This is a genomic window from Citrobacter sp. Cpo069 (genome assembly GCF_030332785.1).
GTDB lineage: Bacteria > Pseudomonadota > Gammaproteobacteria > Enterobacterales > Enterobacteriaceae > Citrobacter > Citrobacter portucalensis.
The window spans coordinates 67643-82086 of sequence record NZ_JAOWHD010000050.1 but is presented as its reverse complement, the minus strand read 5'-3'; the positions used below and the strand labels follow the sequence as shown (position 1 = coordinate 82086).

General features: G+C 51.8%; 13 protein-coding genes. 5 read left to right on the top strand and 8 right to left on the bottom strand.

Annotated elements, in window-relative coordinates; genetic code table 11:
- The first annotated feature begins 229 nt into the window (after window positions 1-229).
- Entirely contained in the window at window positions 230-1426 is a 1197-nt protein-coding gene (locus OGY08_RS12695; protein ID WP_032943493.1) for an L-talarate/galactarate dehydratase, read from the top strand.
- A gap of 74 nt (window positions 1427-1500) precedes the next feature.
- The gene (locus OGY08_RS12690) at window positions 1501-2811 is read left to right on the top strand and encodes an MFS transporter (RefSeq protein WP_100272444.1); all 1311 of its coding nucleotides are present in this window, start codon (window positions 1501-1503) and stop codon (window positions 2809-2811) included.
- 69 nt (window positions 2812-2880) lie between these two features.
- Here the strand turns inward: OGY08_RS12690 and OGY08_RS12685 are convergent, their stop codons facing one another.
- Window positions 2881-3498, bottom strand: a complete 618-nt coding sequence (locus OGY08_RS12685) for a glutathione S-transferase family protein (protein ID WP_125363272.1) — start codon at window positions 3496-3498, stop codon at window positions 2881-2883.
- A 112-nt stretch (window positions 3499-3610) separates the two neighbouring features.
- Here OGY08_RS12685 and OGY08_RS12680 point away from each other — a divergent pair, with 112 nt between their 5' ends.
- Together OGY08_RS12680 and OGY08_RS12675 are read left to right on the top strand one after the other, a co-directional pair.
- Window positions 3611-4540, top strand: coding sequence for a LysR family transcriptional regulator (locus tag OGY08_RS12680; protein WP_219013528.1), 930 nt, complete (start codon window positions 3611-3613; stop codon window positions 4538-4540).
- Between the two features lie 89 nt (window positions 4541-4629).
- Window positions 4630-5619 carry a zinc-dependent alcohol dehydrogenase family protein gene (locus OGY08_RS12675; RefSeq protein ID WP_125363270.1) on the top strand — a complete coding sequence of 330 codons (990 nt, stop codon included), beginning with the start codon at window positions 4630-4632 and terminating at the stop codon, window positions 5617-5619.
- A 35-nt stretch (window positions 5620-5654) separates the two neighbouring features.
- Here OGY08_RS12675 and OGY08_RS12670 read toward each other — a convergent pair whose 3' ends face one another.
- From OGY08_RS12670 to OGY08_RS12645, 7 genes are read right to left on the bottom strand one after another with little or no spacing between them, the layout of a single operon-like run.
- Window positions 5655-6428 (bottom strand): amino acid ABC transporter ATP-binding protein, encoded by a 774-nt coding sequence (locus OGY08_RS12670; protein WP_008784819.1) that lies wholly within the window; start codon window positions 6426-6428, stop codon window positions 5655-5657.
- On the bottom strand, window positions 6412-7338 hold the full coding sequence (locus OGY08_RS12665; protein WP_125363269.1) for an amino acid ABC transporter permease: 927 nt from the start codon (window positions 7336-7338) through the stop codon (window positions 6412-6414). Before OGY08_RS12665 ends, OGY08_RS12670 begins: the two co-directional genes overlap by 17 nt.
- A gap of 9 nt (window positions 7339-7347) precedes the next feature.
- Window positions 7348-7857: a GNAT family N-acetyltransferase gene (locus tag OGY08_RS12660; protein ID WP_003833076.1), complete on the bottom strand. Its 510-nt coding sequence runs from the start codon at window positions 7855-7857 to the stop codon at window positions 7348-7350.
- A 10-nt stretch (window positions 7858-7867) separates the two neighbouring features.
- Entirely contained in the window at window positions 7868-8800 is a 933-nt protein-coding gene (locus OGY08_RS25310; RefSeq protein ID WP_079934057.1) for an ABC transporter substrate-binding protein, read from the bottom strand.
- A 12-nt stretch (window positions 8801-8812) separates the two neighbouring features.
- The gene (locus tag OGY08_RS25305; RefSeq protein WP_125363268.1) at window positions 8813-10126 is read right to left on the bottom strand and encodes an LLM class flavin-dependent oxidoreductase; all 1314 of its coding nucleotides are present in this window, start codon (window positions 10124-10126) and stop codon (window positions 8813-8815) included.
- A gap of 25 nt (window positions 10127-10151) precedes the next feature.
- Entirely contained in the window at window positions 10152-11273 is a 1122-nt protein-coding gene (locus OGY08_RS12650) for an amidohydrolase (RefSeq protein WP_125363267.1), read from the bottom strand.
- Window positions 11273-12271, bottom strand: coding sequence for an LLM class flavin-dependent oxidoreductase (locus OGY08_RS12645; protein WP_125363266.1), 999 nt, complete (start codon window positions 12269-12271; stop codon window positions 11273-11275). The genes OGY08_RS12650 and OGY08_RS12645 overlap by 1 nt, the downstream gene beginning before the upstream one ends.
- 513 nt (window positions 12272-12784) lie before the next feature.
- On the opposite strand from OGY08_RS12645, the gene OGY08_RS12640 reads away from it, so the two are divergent.
- Window positions 12785-14326 (top strand): methyl-accepting chemotaxis protein, encoded by a 1542-nt coding sequence (locus tag OGY08_RS12640; RefSeq protein WP_219013529.1) that lies wholly within the window; start codon window positions 12785-12787, stop codon window positions 14324-14326.
- The last annotated feature ends 118 nt before the right edge of the window (window positions 14327-14444 follow it).

Sequence of the window (14444 nt, the reverse complement as noted above, 5' to 3'; positions counted from 1 at the left end):
GGAAAACAGCAGCTTAGTTAATTATCGCCACTCAAAATGATAGCGCAATCACAATGATTTGTGCATTTCTCCATAAAGTACTGGAATGTGACGTCGTTTATAATTTACCACCCTTCTCTCTCTGAATTTGTGAGCAATTGTTCAAATCGCAGTCAATTCGCTGGCACAGTGATTGCGCTAACATTAAAAATGATAGCGCAATCATTTGTTATCACCAGGAGAGAACAATATGTCTTTAAGTGCCAATTCCGATGCCGTGACCTATGCCAAATCGGCTAACGCTAAAACCGCAGCAGAAACCGGTGACCGTATTGAATGGGTAAAACTGTCTCTGGCTTTCCTTCCTCTGGCAACACCCGTGAGCGATGCCAAAGTGCTCACCGGTCGCCAGAAACCGCTAACTGAAGTCGCCATAATCATCGCCGAGATCCGCAGCCGCGACGGGTTTGAAGGCGTGGGATTTAGTTACTCCAAGCGGGCTGGCGGCCAGGGAATCTATGCGCATGCCAAAGAAATTGCCGATAACCTGTTAGGCGAAGATCCAAACGATATTGACAAGATCTACACCAAGCTGCTGTGGGCTGGCGCTTCCGTGGGGCGCAGCGGCATGGCGGTACAAGCCATCTCCCCTATCGATATCGCATTATGGGATATGAAAGCCAAGCGTGCAGGATTGCCGCTGGCAAAACTGCTTGGCGCGCATCGGGACTCCGTGCAGTGCTACAACACCTCCGGCGGATTCCTGCATACGCCGCTGGATCAGGTGCTAAAAAACGTGGTTATTTCCCGTGAAAACGGCATTGGTGGTATCAAACTCAAGGTTGGTCAGCCAAACTGCGCCGAGGATATTCGCCGCTTAACCGCGGTGCGTGAAGCGCTGGGGGATGACTTCCCGCTAATGGTCGATGCCAATCAGCAGTGGGATCGGGAAACCGCCATCCGTATGGGACGTAAAATGGAGCAGTTTAATCTAATCTGGATTGAAGAGCCGCTGGACGCCTACGATGTTGAGGGCCACGCCCAACTGGCCGCCGCGCTTGATACCCCGATTGCCACCGGTGAAATGCTGACCAGCTTCCGCGAGCATGAACAGCTGATCCTCGGCAATGCCAGCGATTTTGTGCAGCCCGATGCACCGCGTGTGGGAGGGATTTCACCGTTCCTGAAAATTATGGACCTGGCGGCTAAACATGGTCGCAAGTTGGCTCCGCACTTCGCTATGGAAGTTCACCTGCATCTGTCCGCTGCTTATCCGCTTGAGCCATGGCTGGAGCATTTCGAATGGCTGAACCCGTTATTTAACGAACAACTTGAGCTGCGCGATGGCCGGATGTGGGTTTCCGATCGTCACGGTCTGGGCTTCAGCATCAGCGAGCAGGCGCGCCGCTGGACGCAATTAACCTGCGAGTTTGGCAAACGTCCTTAATTAATTTGGCGGGTAAGCAATACCCGCCATCCTCCCCTACAAAAACGCTCTCAACCTTATGAAAGGAGTGGGTGATGAACACAATAATAAAGCGTACAAAAGTGCGTTACGGCATTCTGATTTTTCTGTTTCTTGCGACCGTATTTAATTACGCCGATCGCGCGACGTTATCCGTCGTGGCGCCGATTATGAGCAAAGAATTAGGTTTTGATCCTGAAGCAATGGGGCTGGCCTTTTCTGCCTTCGGTATTTCTTATGTAATTATGCAACTGCCCGGCGGCTGGCTCCTGGATCGCTATGGTTCTCGTCTGGTATACGGCTGCGCACTGATTGGCTGGTCGCTGGTAACGATGTTTCAGGGCACCATTTATCTGTACGCCAGCCCGCTTGTCGTATTGATTATCTTACGATTACTGATGGGTGCGATTGAAGCTCCGGCCTTTCCGGCCAACAGCCGATTAAGCGTGCAGTGGTTTCCTAATAACGAACGGGGCTTTGTTACCTCTGTCTATCAGGCCGCGCAATATATCTCGTTAGGGATTATTACGCCGCTAATGACGATTATTTTGCATAATCTCAGTTGGCACTTTGTGTTTTATTACATTGGGGCAATAGGCGTTATTCTTGGCATCTTCTGGTTGGTCAAAGTCAGAGACCCTATGCATCATCCAAAGGTGAACCAGCAGGAAATTGACTATATTCGGGAAGGCGGTGGTGAACCGTCGCTGGGTAATAAAAAAGAGCCACAGAAGGTTACCTTTGCGCAAATTAAAAGCGTCTGCGTCAACCGCATGATGATTGGCGTATATATCGGACAGTTCTGCGTGACATCAATTACCTGGTTCTTCCTGACCTGGTTCCCTACTTATCTGTATCAGGCGAAAGGCATGTCGATCCTCAAAGTGGGGTTTGTCGCCAGTATCCCTGCCATTGCCGGTTTTATCGGTGGATTATTAGGCGGTGTTTTCTCCGACTGGCTTTTAAAGCGCGGCTACAGCCTGACGATTGCCCGTAAGCTGCCGGTTATCTGCGGAATGCTGCTTTCCTGCGTCATCGTTATCGCCAACTACACCTCGTCAGAATTTGTGGTGATCGCGGCGATGAGTCTGGCGTTTTTCGCCAAAGGTTTTGGCAATCTGGGATGGTGCGTACTTAGCGATACCTCGCCAAAAGAAGTGCTCGGTATTGCAGGTGGCGTTTTCAATATGTGCGGCAACATGGCCAGTATCATCACGCCACTGGTGATCGGCATCATTCTGGCGAATACCCAGTCTTTTGATTACGCCATTCTGTACGTCGGTTCGATGGGGCTGATTGGTCTGATTTCTTATCTGTTTATCGTGGGTCCATTGGATCGTATTACGCTGACCCCTTCTGTCGCGTAATTTAAAACTTATGGCGATAGTTCGCCCGCTGTTCCGGGATTTGCACTCCTGCGGAACAGCGTTTTTTACTCAAATAATCTTATTGTTTTTCAGTACAGTACGCAGCCGTGGGTGCTGACAAACCGCATCGGCGATAGCGCTAATATTCGGCGTGTTGTCCTGAAACCAGTCATGCCCTGGTCCCCAGGTACGCATAACGGCAATGTAAATGTCCAGCAGTGTTAGCTGATCCCCGAATGCGTACGGTTCGGCGATTAGCTGGTTGTTCAGCCACATATAGAGGGATTTACGGTACTCAATACAGTTCTTTTTCAACTGCGCCGGGGCGTCCGGTACCCATCGGTCAGGATAATCGGCATAGGTAAACGTGGGATAGACATTTGCCACCAACCATATCAGCAGACGCTGAAACTGCTGGCGTTCGGCGTGTCCAACGGGTGGTGAAAGTTCGGGGCGACGATCGAGGATCATCAGCGCGATCGCCGCCGTTTCCGTCAACACGCTGCCATTTTCCAGTACCAGCGTGGGCACCTGGCATAGCGGATTCATTGTTTTAAGCAACTCCCGCGAAGGACCATCGCTGTCAAAACCGTCCACATCAATAAAGCTGTAAGGGATCTCCGCCAGTGTGAGCATCACTTCACTGATGGCCGATCCCCAGCCCGGTACCCCATAGACCTTAATCATGCTGCAACCCCCAACGTTAAAACACTAAGTGTAGAGCAGCATTCAACAACCTATGCAGGCATGATTATTACTTTCATAATAACAATGGTCGAATACCGGGAGAGAATAAGCAATGCGTTCCAGTATGTTTGAATACATGAACATTTTTGTACAGGTTGTTGAGCAAGGTGGATTTGCCAGAGCCGCAGATGTGTTACACCTGCACCGCCCTGCGGTGACCAAAGCTATCCAACATCTTGAAGACGATCTGGGGGCAAAGTTGCTTAACCGCACGACTCGTAAAGTGAGTCTGACAGAAGAAGGTGATGCCTTTTACCAACGCACAAAAATCCTGCTCAGTGACGTTGATGACATCATGGCTTCTTTTTCACCTGCCCGCCCGCCACGCGGAAAACTCAGGGTTAATGCCCCTCTGTCGCTGGCGCACTCCGTATTAGTTCCTGCGCTGAAAGATTTCCAGTCGCGATATCCTGACATCGAGATGGTACTCACCTCCACCGACCGTAGAATCGATATGCTTGCCGAAGGCATCGACTGCATGATCCGTATTGGCGAGCTACAAGATTCGACCTTGATCTCCAGGCGGCTTGGTGAGGTCAAAATGGTGACCTGTGCTTCACCGGATTATCTGCAAAGGCAGGGGGTGCCGCAGGTACCAGAGGATTTATCCCGACACCAGGCGCTTAACTTTTTTAGCGAGCGTCATCGCGAGGCACTGGAATGGACCTTCGTCAACAGAGGTAAAACCGAATCGTTCACCCCCGCAGGGCGGATAAGCGTTGATAACTCCGATATTCTGTTGACCGGCAGCTTATCTGGACTCGGCATTATACGTGGCGTTCATGCTGTCCTTGCGCCCTATCTTCAGTCAGGCCAGCTTGTTGAGGTGCTGGCCGATTATACCGGAGAATCAAAACCAGTTTCGGTGCTTTACCCGGACAGACGTCATCTCGCCCCTCGGGTTCGGGTATTCATTGACTGGTTATGCGAACTTTTTAGCCAACAAAAACCGCGACTTCAGGGATTATTACAAAATAAGTAATAGTGAAGTTCCGCAACAACGGTTTTTCACTCTCATCTGAGTCGTTAAATTGTGCAGACCCAATACAGAACAATTTACTGAGGTCTGCTATGTCTAAGGTTGTAGTTTTTAATCAAATTGGTGGCGCTGAAGTCCTGAAGATTCAGGAGATGCAGGTTCGCGCGCCTGATGCAAATGAGGTTCAGATCCGCGTGCGGGCTATTGGTATCAACCGTGCGGAAGTTATGTACCGCACCGGACAGTATATTTACCAACCTAATTTCCCGGCGCGACTGGGTTATGAAGCTGCCGGAGTCATTGAATCAGTGGGAGACAACGTACGTGAGTTTGCACCTGGCGATTACGTTAGCGTCATCCCGGCATTCAGCTTTCATCAATATGGAATGTATGGTGAAGTCGTTAATGCCCCCGCTCACGCGGTCGTAAAGCATCCACAAAACCTGAGCTTTACCGAGGCTGCTGCCAGCTGGATGATGTATGTGACCGCTTTCGGTGCGCTGGTTGAATATGCGGATATTAAGCCCGGTGATAACGTGCTGATCAATGCTGCTTCCAGCAGCGTCGGACTGGCGGCAATTCAGATTGCTAACATGAGGGGAGCAAAACCGATTGCGATGACACGGACCAGTGAGAAACGTGATCAGTTGCTGCAACTGGGCGCGGCAGAGGTTATTGCAAGCCAGGAGCAGGATCTGGTGGCCGAGATTCAGCGGATTACTGAGGGTAAAGGAACCCGCGTGGTGTTCGATCCGGTCGGTGGCCCAGCGGTGGCAAAAATTGCCCAAGTGATGCCAGCCGGTGGGATCTTTTTCCAGTATGGTTCGCTTGATTCACGTGACCTTTCTATCCCGGTCATTGAGATACTTGGTCGCCATCTGACCTTCCGCGGCTATGAGATTTTCGAAATCACCACGGACGCAGAAAAACTTGCGCGGGCGAAACGGTTTATCTTTGAAGGATTGCAGTCTGGCCAGCTCAAGCCGCTGATTGATAAAACCTTTGCCTTTGATGATATCGTCGAGGCACATCAATACATGGAAGCCAACGGCCAGGTAGGCAAAATCGTCGTCACTCTGTAACCTCTGTGCGGCACAGCCTTGTGCCGCAATGTGTCTCAAAGCACTTTCGACAAAAACTGCTGAGTGCGCGTGTGGCGTGGATGATTCAGCACTTGCTCGCTGCTGCCCTGCTCGATGATTTTGCCATCGACCATAAACACCACCTGATCCGCCACTTCCCGGGCGAAGCCAATCTCATGCGTTACCACAACCAGCGTGGTTCCCGACTTCGCCAGCGCTTTAATGACATCCAGTACTTCACCGACCAGTTCAGGATCCAGTGCAGATGTAGGCTCATCAAACAGCATGACGCGCGGATTTAACGCCAGCGCACGGGCAATAGCGATACGCTGCTGCTGACCTCCGGATAAGTGGCGCGACCAGGCATCGGCTTTATTCCGTAACCCTACCGCATCAAGCAGAGTTAATGCCCGCTCGGTGGCGGTTTTACGCGTTGCCAGTCCGTGCGCAATGGGCGCTTCAATCAGATTCTCCAGAACCGTTAAGTGCGGGAACAGATTAAAGTTCTGGAACACATAGCCGACGTTAACACGCTGGCGCAAAATTTCCGCCTCTTTCAGCTCATATAGCTTGTCTCCCTGCCGACGATAGCCAATGTAATCGCCATCGATTTGAATAAACCCCTCATCGACGCGTTCCAGATGGTTGATGGTCCGCAAGAGTGTGGATTTCCCTGAACCGGACGGGCCAAGAATAACCGTTACCGTACCGGGAGGGATCTCCAGCGACACATTATCCAGCGCTTTGTGGCGACCAAAGTATTTGCTAACGCCGGTAATAGAAATATGGCCTTCAGGCGAGCGGGACATGGACGGCCTCCTGCTGTGGACGTTGACGACTGCGTTTTTCTGCACGACTCATCCGGGCAGTATTAATGGCTGAACGTCGTTCGCTGCGTGCCAGCGCACGTTCGACCAGGTGCTGAATTAGCGACAAAACGCTGGTGATCACCAGATACCACACCGCACCCACCATCAGCAGCGGGATCACTTCCTGCGTGCGGTTGTAGATCATCTGGATGGTGTAGAACAGCTCCGGCATTGCCAGCACATATACCATCGCCGTCCCTTTCGCCAGGCTGATGATTTCATTGAATCCAGCAGGCAAAATGGTACGCAGCGCCTGCGGCAGAATAATCCGCAGCGTACGTCGCCCTGCTGGTAAGCCCAGTGCTGCCGCTGCCTCATACTGACCGTGATCGACCCCTAAAAATCCACCCCGAATAATTTCAGCGGTATAGGCGCTTTGCACCAGCGTCAGGCCAACCACCGCAGTGGAAAACTGACCGAGTACATTGATGGTCTCAAAACTTCCCCACTGAATGGGAGTGAACGGAATACCAATCGTCAACGTGTCGTACAGATAGGAGAAGTTGTACAAAACGATCAGCACCACAATCAGCGGTAACGAACGAAACAGCCAGATGTATCCCCATGCCAGACCGTTCAACAGCCAGGAAGATGAAAGCCGCGCCAACGCCAGCAGACCGCCGATGACAATACTCAACAGCGTCCCGATCAGCGTCAGTAACAGCGTTTGCCCGAGGCCGGACAAGATAACCGGATCAAAGAACCAGCGGGCAAACACGCTCCATTCCCAGCGCGGATTAAACGCCACGGACTGGAGAATTACCGCAAGGGCAAATAAGGCAATGACCGCGCCTACGGTACGCATGGGATAACGTGCCGGTACGACTCTAATGCTATCTGTCGTTTTCATTTTCTCTCCTCAGGCGATTCTGGCCTGACCGGCAATAGTCAGCAGTTTGGTAAAGCGCAGTCGTCCATCAAACGGCGGCAGGCTGTACTCTTCGGGATCGCGCGTCGTATCAAATTGCGGATCGTAGCCCTGGCTTAAATAAAGTCTGACGGCCTCCGGCTGGCGAAATCCCGTGGTCAGATAAATCCGGCTGTAGCCTGCGAGCAGCGCTCTACGTTCCAGTTCCTGCACCACGCGCGCCGCCAGCCCCTGCTGACGCAGGCTGCTTTTTGTCCAGATACGCTTAATCTCGGCGGTGTCCTTGTCGTAAGGTTTGTAAGCCCCGGTGGCGATAATTTCGCCGCGGCGCTCCAGTACCACAAAAAGTCCCTGCGGCGCCAGATACCATTCGGTCAGTTCCACTTCAGCGTCGCGAGAAAAGTAATCGCCATAGCGGGCGGCATATTCACCGAACAGACCGTTCAAAATGGGCTGCAGCTCGCTGGCTTCCGGAGAGAGCACGCGAAATTGATCGCTCACGATGACCTCCTTAGTCGCCTAAACCGGCCGGGTTGATTTCAGATTGTGGAATGCGTTCCACCCCTTCTCCCCAGCGATTCAGCACCTTGTCATAGTCGCCGTTGCCAATCACGCCGTTGAGGGCGGTTTGTACCGGCAGAACCAGACCGCTGTCTTTTTTCAGCGTCACAGCGATATGTGCCGCTTTTGGCCAACCGCCATCAACGCTACCCACTAATTGCGTTTTACCGTTGAGTGCAGCTTTCCACGCGCCGATTACATTAGGACCGAAGTAAGCATCGGCGCGGCCTGACTGTAGGGCCAGGGTTTGCGCGGCATCATCTTTGGTATATACCGGCGTAAACGGCTGTAACCCTTTCTTCACGTTCTCATCGTTCCAGGCCAACAGAATGGCTTCCTGGTTAGTCCCCGAACCGACGATAATGCGTAGTCCTGCGATATCTTCCGCCTGCTCGATTTTCTTCAGCTTGCTACCGGTTTTGACATAAAAGCCAAGAGAGTCCTTCCGATACGTCGCGAAATCGAATTTTTCTTTGCGTGCTTTGGTGACGGTAATATTGCTGATCGCGGCATCGTATTTGCCGGAAGTGACGCCCAGCGGCCAGTCTTCCCATGACGTAGGTACAACGTTGAGTTCCAGCCCCAAACTGTCAGCCACCAGACGCGCGATATCCGCCTCGCTGCCGATCAGCGTTTTATTGTCATCGGCAAATACGGTCAGCGGCGGCTGGCTGAGCCCGGCAATCGCCACTGTGAATTTACCCGGTACGGCCAGGTGCAGGTTTGCGGGCAACTGCGCAATCGCCTGCGGATTCTTAGCTGTATTGATCGGCGCTTTATTGGCTTCCAGGCTTACGCCGGTGCCGTTAATCGTCACCTCATTTGCCCAAACGGTCGCGCTTAAAGCCAGTGACAGCGCGAGAAATACTGATTTTTTCTGCATAGCGTTTTTCTCTTATTGTGTGAATTGATTTGCAGGTGTCGCTAATCCCAGGCTTGCGCGCAGGGTCGTACCGGGATATTCATGGCGGAACAGGCCGCGCGCCTGAAGCACGGGGACAACCTGTTCGACAAAACGCGGGAAGGTATCCGGCGTTCCGCCCTGGATGATAAAACCGTCTGCGGCTTTTTCGTCGAACCACTGCTGCAAGCCGTCGGCAACCTGTTGTGGCGTGCCGCTGAAACGCGGACGTGGACTGGCCGCTTCCAGAGCAACCTGACGAAGTGTTAAACCTCGCTCGCGTGCGTTGCGTTTGATCTCATCAGTCGTACTGCGAAAGCTGTTTTGTCCGAGAGAGCCCAGATCCGGGAATGGTGCGTCCAGCGGATATTGGGCAAAATCATGATGTTCAAAGTAGCGGCCAAGATAGTTCAGCGCGTCAGTAACGGAGACCAGCGCAGCGGTAGTCTGATACTGCTGCTCAACGTCTTCTGCGCTGTCGCCAACAATAACGCTGACGCCCTGGAATACATGCAGTTGTTCAGGATGTCGTCCGGCGACTTCCAACTGGCTTTTTACATCCTGATAGAACGCTTTAGCCTCTGCCAGCGACTCCTGATGGGTAAAAATGGCATCAGCATGCTGCGCCGCTAATTTTTTACCATCTGCTGAAGCGCCCGCTTGAAATATAATCGGACGACCTTGTGGTGTACGCCCAATATTTAAGGGCCCGGCAACCTGGAAATAATCTCCATGATGATTAAGCGTATGCAGTTTTTGCGGATTAAAAAATTCCCCACTTGTTTTATTACGGGTAAAAGCATCGTCTTCCCAGGAATCCCACAGTCCTTTCACTACCTGTAAATATTCATCAGCAATACGATAACGCTGGGCATGCTCTGGATGCTGAGCGCGAGAATAGTTTTTTGCCGAACCTTCCAGAGGCGACGTCACCACGTTCCAACCCGCGCGCCCCTGGCTGAGATGGTCCAAGCTAGCGAACTGCCGTGCGGTCGTAAACGGCTCGCTGTATGATGTGGACACCGTGCCAACCAGCCCCAGATTCTGGGTGATACTGGCCAGAGCGGATAATACTGTCAGCGGCTCAAAACGATTTAAAAAGTGTGGGATTGATTTTTCATTAATATACAGACCATCGGCGACAAAAATAAAATCCAGCTTCCCTTTTTCCGCAATAAGCGCCGTCTCTTTGACAAAATCAAAATTAATACTGGCATCAGCCTGAGCCGCCGGATGGCGCCATGCGGACATATTTCCAGATGCGCCATGTAGAATAGTGCCGAGCCGTAGTTGCCGATTTCCAGCCATAATAACCCCTACCCAACAGGTAAACTTAAAGGTGTGCGAATGCCGTTTTTGCTAACTGCGCAAAGTAGTGCGCGGCAGGTTCAATTAAACGCTCGTCCGGATTAAATCCCGGGTGATGTAATCCGTATTCACTGGCGCTGCCAATACTGACAAATGCGCCAGGTGTATTTTGCAGGTAGACGGCAAAATCCTCCCCGCCCATATGCAGGTCGGCATGGTGGGTGGTATAGCCTGACTGTTTCGCCACCGCGGTGGCAATATCGGCCCAACGATCATCATTTACCAATGCGGTTGGTCCCGCATGCCAGATTACGTCGATTTGTGCGCCAAAGGCGTGGGCAAATCCGGCGGCGATGTCATTAACGCGGGCCTTAACCTGCTGCTGCACCTGGGTTCGGTGCGTTCTGAGTGTCCCTTCCAGCTCAACGGACTCCGGCAGTACGTTCCATGTGTTTCCTCCCTGAATACGGGTCACGCTGAGCACCACCGAATCCAGCGTGTTTATGTCGCGGCTGGCAACGCTTTGCAGCACCGTTACCAACTGGCTGGCGAGCAGGATGGCATCTTTACCTTCATGCGGACGCGCCGCATGTGCGCCCTTGCCATTTATGCGCAGCACGAAGCGATCGACATTGGCATAAAATGCGCCGCCGCGTGTGGCAAATTCGCCCACTGGCAAACCGGGCTCATTGTGCATACCGAAAATAGCCGCTACGTTTTGCAGCGCACCGGCGCGGATCAACGTTTTTGCGCCGTCGAAACTCTCTTCAGCTGGCTGAAACAAAATACGTACTCGCCCCGGTAAGGTTATTTCCTGCTGTTTTAGCAGCAGTGCTGCACCAAGCATGACGCTGGTATGGACGTCATGCCCGCAGGCATGCATCACGCCCGGCGTGAGGGAGCGAAACGGAACGTCGGCACTTTCTTCTATCGGTAGCGCGTCGATATCCGCCCGCAGCGCGATGACATCTTCTCCCTGACCAATTTCCACGACCAGACCGGTTTTCAGCTCGAACGGCAGAATATCGACGTCCGCAGCGTGCAACCAGGCGTGAATGCGCGCCGTGGTTGCTTCCTCCTGCAGGGAAAGCTCCGGATGCTGATGTAGTTCACGACGCCAGTCGATAAGCGTTGAGCCGAGAGTCATCAGAGCACCTCCACGGCGTTATGGGCTTGCGCCAACAAACGCAGCGATGTCAGACGCGCATGCCCTTGCGCCACTGGCGTGTCGATAATGAACTCGTCAATGCCAAATTGCGTATGCAGAGCATTCAGCTTTGCCATCACCTCCTGAGCGGTGCCATGTAGCAACGCCTGCTCACGACGCGCGATTTTGCGTGGTGGACTGCCAGACTGAGCGGCAAACGCCAGCGCCTGTTCTTCGCTGGCTACCGTGACACGTTGACCATCTTCCAGCTCCACGCCCCAGATTTGTACGTTTTCCGCCAGTTGCGCAGCGGTGTCGTAACTGTCAGCCATAATTACCTGCACGGCGACTATCGTCGGGCGTGCACTGTGGGTCTGCCAGAAGGACAAAACGTCATGCAATAACGCTTTGTCACCATTGAGGTGCGCTGCGAAGATGAAATCCCAGTCGGATTGCGCTGCTAACTGCGCGCTTTGCACACTGGCTCCCAGTACAAACTTTTCCGGTGAAATCGGTGGAATTGGCGTTGGGAATACCGTTTCCCCGCTTTCCGTTCCGCTCAGCGCCAGCCAATCGTTAAGCAAAGAAAGCTGGTCGGCAAAACTGCCTTTTTCTTCCTGATGCAGCCCATGCTGTAACGCCTGGGTCGACAGCGGTAAGCCGCCAGGGGCTTTCCCTACGCCGAGATCGACACGTCCAGGAGCCAGCGATGCCAGAAGATTGAAGTTTTCCGCCACTTTGTACGGGCTGTAATGTTGCAGCATTACGCCGCCGGAACCTACGCGGATATGCTGGGTTTGCCCGAGGATCCAGGCTATCACCAGCTCCGGCGATGGGCTGGCCAGCTGTGCCGTATTATGGTGTTCCGCGATCCAGAAACGATGGTATCCCCACTCTTCTGCCAGTTGCGCCAGGCGCAACGTCCGGGAAAGCGCGGTCGCGGCAGTTTCACCTTCCCCGATGGGGCTTTTATCCAGAATACTCAGGCGATATGACATGTTACTAGCCTATGTTTGTTAACATGTCTTTATTATTAATTTATCAAATAGCTATACTGAAACATTTAATTCACATTTGCTCAGCTAAAAAGTAGATAACAGCCCCTGTCGCTGCCAGGGTTAAAATTTGGATCGCCCAGTACTGGTTGTAACGCTAAACAGAAAAACACCCGCAATTAATAGCCTACAAAATATAATAGGGTCGTTGGAATCACGGTAATAACATCAAAATCATTTCATGCCAGTTTTCTTTTTACGAAAAGGTTTTTTAACGCGATTTACGTTAAGTCAGTTTAAACGACTTGTCACGTTATGCGCTTGTATTAATTGTTTCACTTTTATGACACAGGATGAATGATTTACATAGGAATTTTTATTTTAACTACTTCCACAGAATTGATGATTAGTAGAGAATGCAACGTTCTTATTAAAACGGTTTAAACAGATTTTAATATCCCCCGATTTTATTGCGGGGATTTTTGTATGGATTATACATAGCACCATGGGACCTCTATGAAAAGTAACATGCCCGTTACACAAATTGAGCACGCACTTAACGATAAAGCGACGCTGCTTTCTACGACGGATAAAGAAAGTCATATTACCTACGCCAACTCCGCGTTTATTGATGCCAGCGGATTTAACGAACACCAGTTAATGGGCGAACCACATAATATTATTCGCCATCCCGATATGCCTCCCGCGGCGTTCGCCGATATGTGGTACACGCTACAGCAGGGAGACAGCTGGACGGGGATGGTGAAAAACCGTCGACAGAATGGCGACCATTACTGGGTTCGCGCCAACGTTACGCCAGTCTGGCACAATGAAAAACTCACCGGCTACATCTCGGTGCGTACCGTTCCTTCGCGCGATGAAATAACTCAAAGCGAAAGCTTATATCAAAAAATTAATAATCAGCAGCTTAAAGGGTTTCGTCTTTTTAAAGGCATTATCATTCGTCGCGGAATATTGTCATGGGCATCAATGTTTAAATGGCTGAGCATTAGCCAGCGCGTCAATTATTCTTTAGGGGTAATCGCCCTGCTCGCTGTGCTATTTCTCTTCGCTCCTGTTAATCCATTTATTCAGGCGGGAGGGTTATTGTTCTTATTTCTGACGCTTGCTATTTACCTTAAGTATCAAATTTGTCAGCCAGTTAATACGCTACTGACGCAAATGAAGAAAGTGGTATCCGGGAGAAAACCTGATAACTGTCATTTAAATCGGGTGGATGAGATCGGAATGCTGATGCGTCTGGTTAATCAGTCCGGGCTTAATCTGAATTCCCTGGTCGATGATGTCAGTACGCAAATATCCGGTATTCGCGCCATCAGTCAGCGGGTATCAAAAGAAGGTACGGCGCTGCACAAGCGTTCAGAAGAAACCTCCGCCGACCTGCAACAAACCGCTGCCGCCATTGAAGAAATTGGTAGCGCGGTACAGCAAACTGCTGAGACTGCGGCTCATACTATGACCATGGCCGATAAAACCAGCGCCAATGCGGCAGAAGGCGGCGATATTATGAAACAAACTATCGCCATGATGCAGGCGATATCGCGTGACAACGGGCAAATAGTCGACATCATTGGCGTTATCGACAGCATTGCTTTCCAGACTAATATTCTGGCGCTCAATGCCGCGGTTGAGGCCGCGCGAGCCGGGGAGTCCGGGCGTGGTTTTGCCGTTGTGGCGGCAGAGGTCCGTAATCTGGCGCAGCACTCGGCGTCTGCAGCAAAAGAGATCAAACAGCTGATTGAGAAGAACGTCGCCAACGTCAATAGCGGCGTCAAAATGGTGGAGCAAACGGAAACGCATCTCACTGGGATGATTGGCGATGTCCTGCAGATGTCGATGATGATCAAAGATATTAGTCTGGCGACGCGTGAGCAAACCCAGGCGCTGGATCTGATTAACGATTCGATTTCACGCGTTGGCACCATGACACACAATAACGCCGAGATGGTGGAGCGTGTCACCGATGCTACCGCCGATCTGACTCAACGTTCATCGCGCTTACAGCAGGCCGTTCAGGTCTTTGGCGTATCAGCATAACCTTACGGCGCTTATCGGGTGAATGTCTCGATAAGCGCACACCTCTCCACGTATTTACGCCCTTCTCTTTTATTGGCTGAATCGAGGCCACACCGCGCCAGTGCTGGCTGTACAAAAA

Bases quoted from the DNA above. Each gene is read 5' to 3' on its own strand.
- OGY08_RS12695 (WP_032943493.1), top strand. From the start codon at position 230: ATGTCTTTAAGTGCCAATTCCGATGCCGTGACCTATGCCAAATCGGCT.
- OGY08_RS25310 (WP_079934057.1), bottom strand. From the start codon at position 8,800: ATGCAGAAAAAATCAGTATTTCTCGCGCTGTCACTGGCTTTAAGCGCG.
- OGY08_RS12685 (WP_125363272.1), bottom strand. From the start codon at position 3,498: ATGATTAAGGTCTATGGGGTACCGGGCTGGGGATCGGCCATCAGTGAA.
- OGY08_RS12675 (WP_125363270.1), top strand. From the start codon at position 4,630: ATGTCTAAGGTTGTAGTTTTTAATCAAATTGGTGGCGCTGAAGTCCTG.
- OGY08_RS12665 (WP_125363269.1), bottom strand. From the start codon at position 7,338: ATGAAAACGACAGATAGCATTAGAGTCGTACCGGCACGTTATCCCATG.
- OGY08_RS12650 (WP_125363267.1), bottom strand. From the start codon at position 11,273: ATGACTCTCGGCTCAACGCTTATCGACTGGCGTCGTGAACTACATCAG.
- OGY08_RS25305 (WP_125363268.1), bottom strand. From the start codon at position 10,126: ATGGCTGGAAATCGGCAACTACGGCTCGGCACTATTCTACATGGCGCA.
- OGY08_RS12690 (WP_100272444.1), top strand. From the start codon at position 1,501: ATGAACACAATAATAAAGCGTACAAAAGTGCGTTACGGCATTCTGATT.
- OGY08_RS12645 (WP_125363266.1), bottom strand. From the start codon at position 12,271: ATGTCATATCGCCTGAGTATTCTGGATAAAAGCCCCATCGGGGAAGGT.
- OGY08_RS12640 (WP_219013529.1), top strand. From the start codon at position 12,785: ATGAAAAGTAACATGCCCGTTACACAAATTGAGCACGCACTTAACGAT.
- OGY08_RS12670 (WP_008784819.1), bottom strand. From the start codon at position 6,428: ATGTCCCGCTCGCCTGAAGGCCATATTTCTATTACCGGCGTTAGCAAA.
- OGY08_RS12680 (WP_219013528.1), top strand. From the start codon at position 3,611: ATGCGTTCCAGTATGTTTGAATACATGAACATTTTTGTACAGGTTGTT.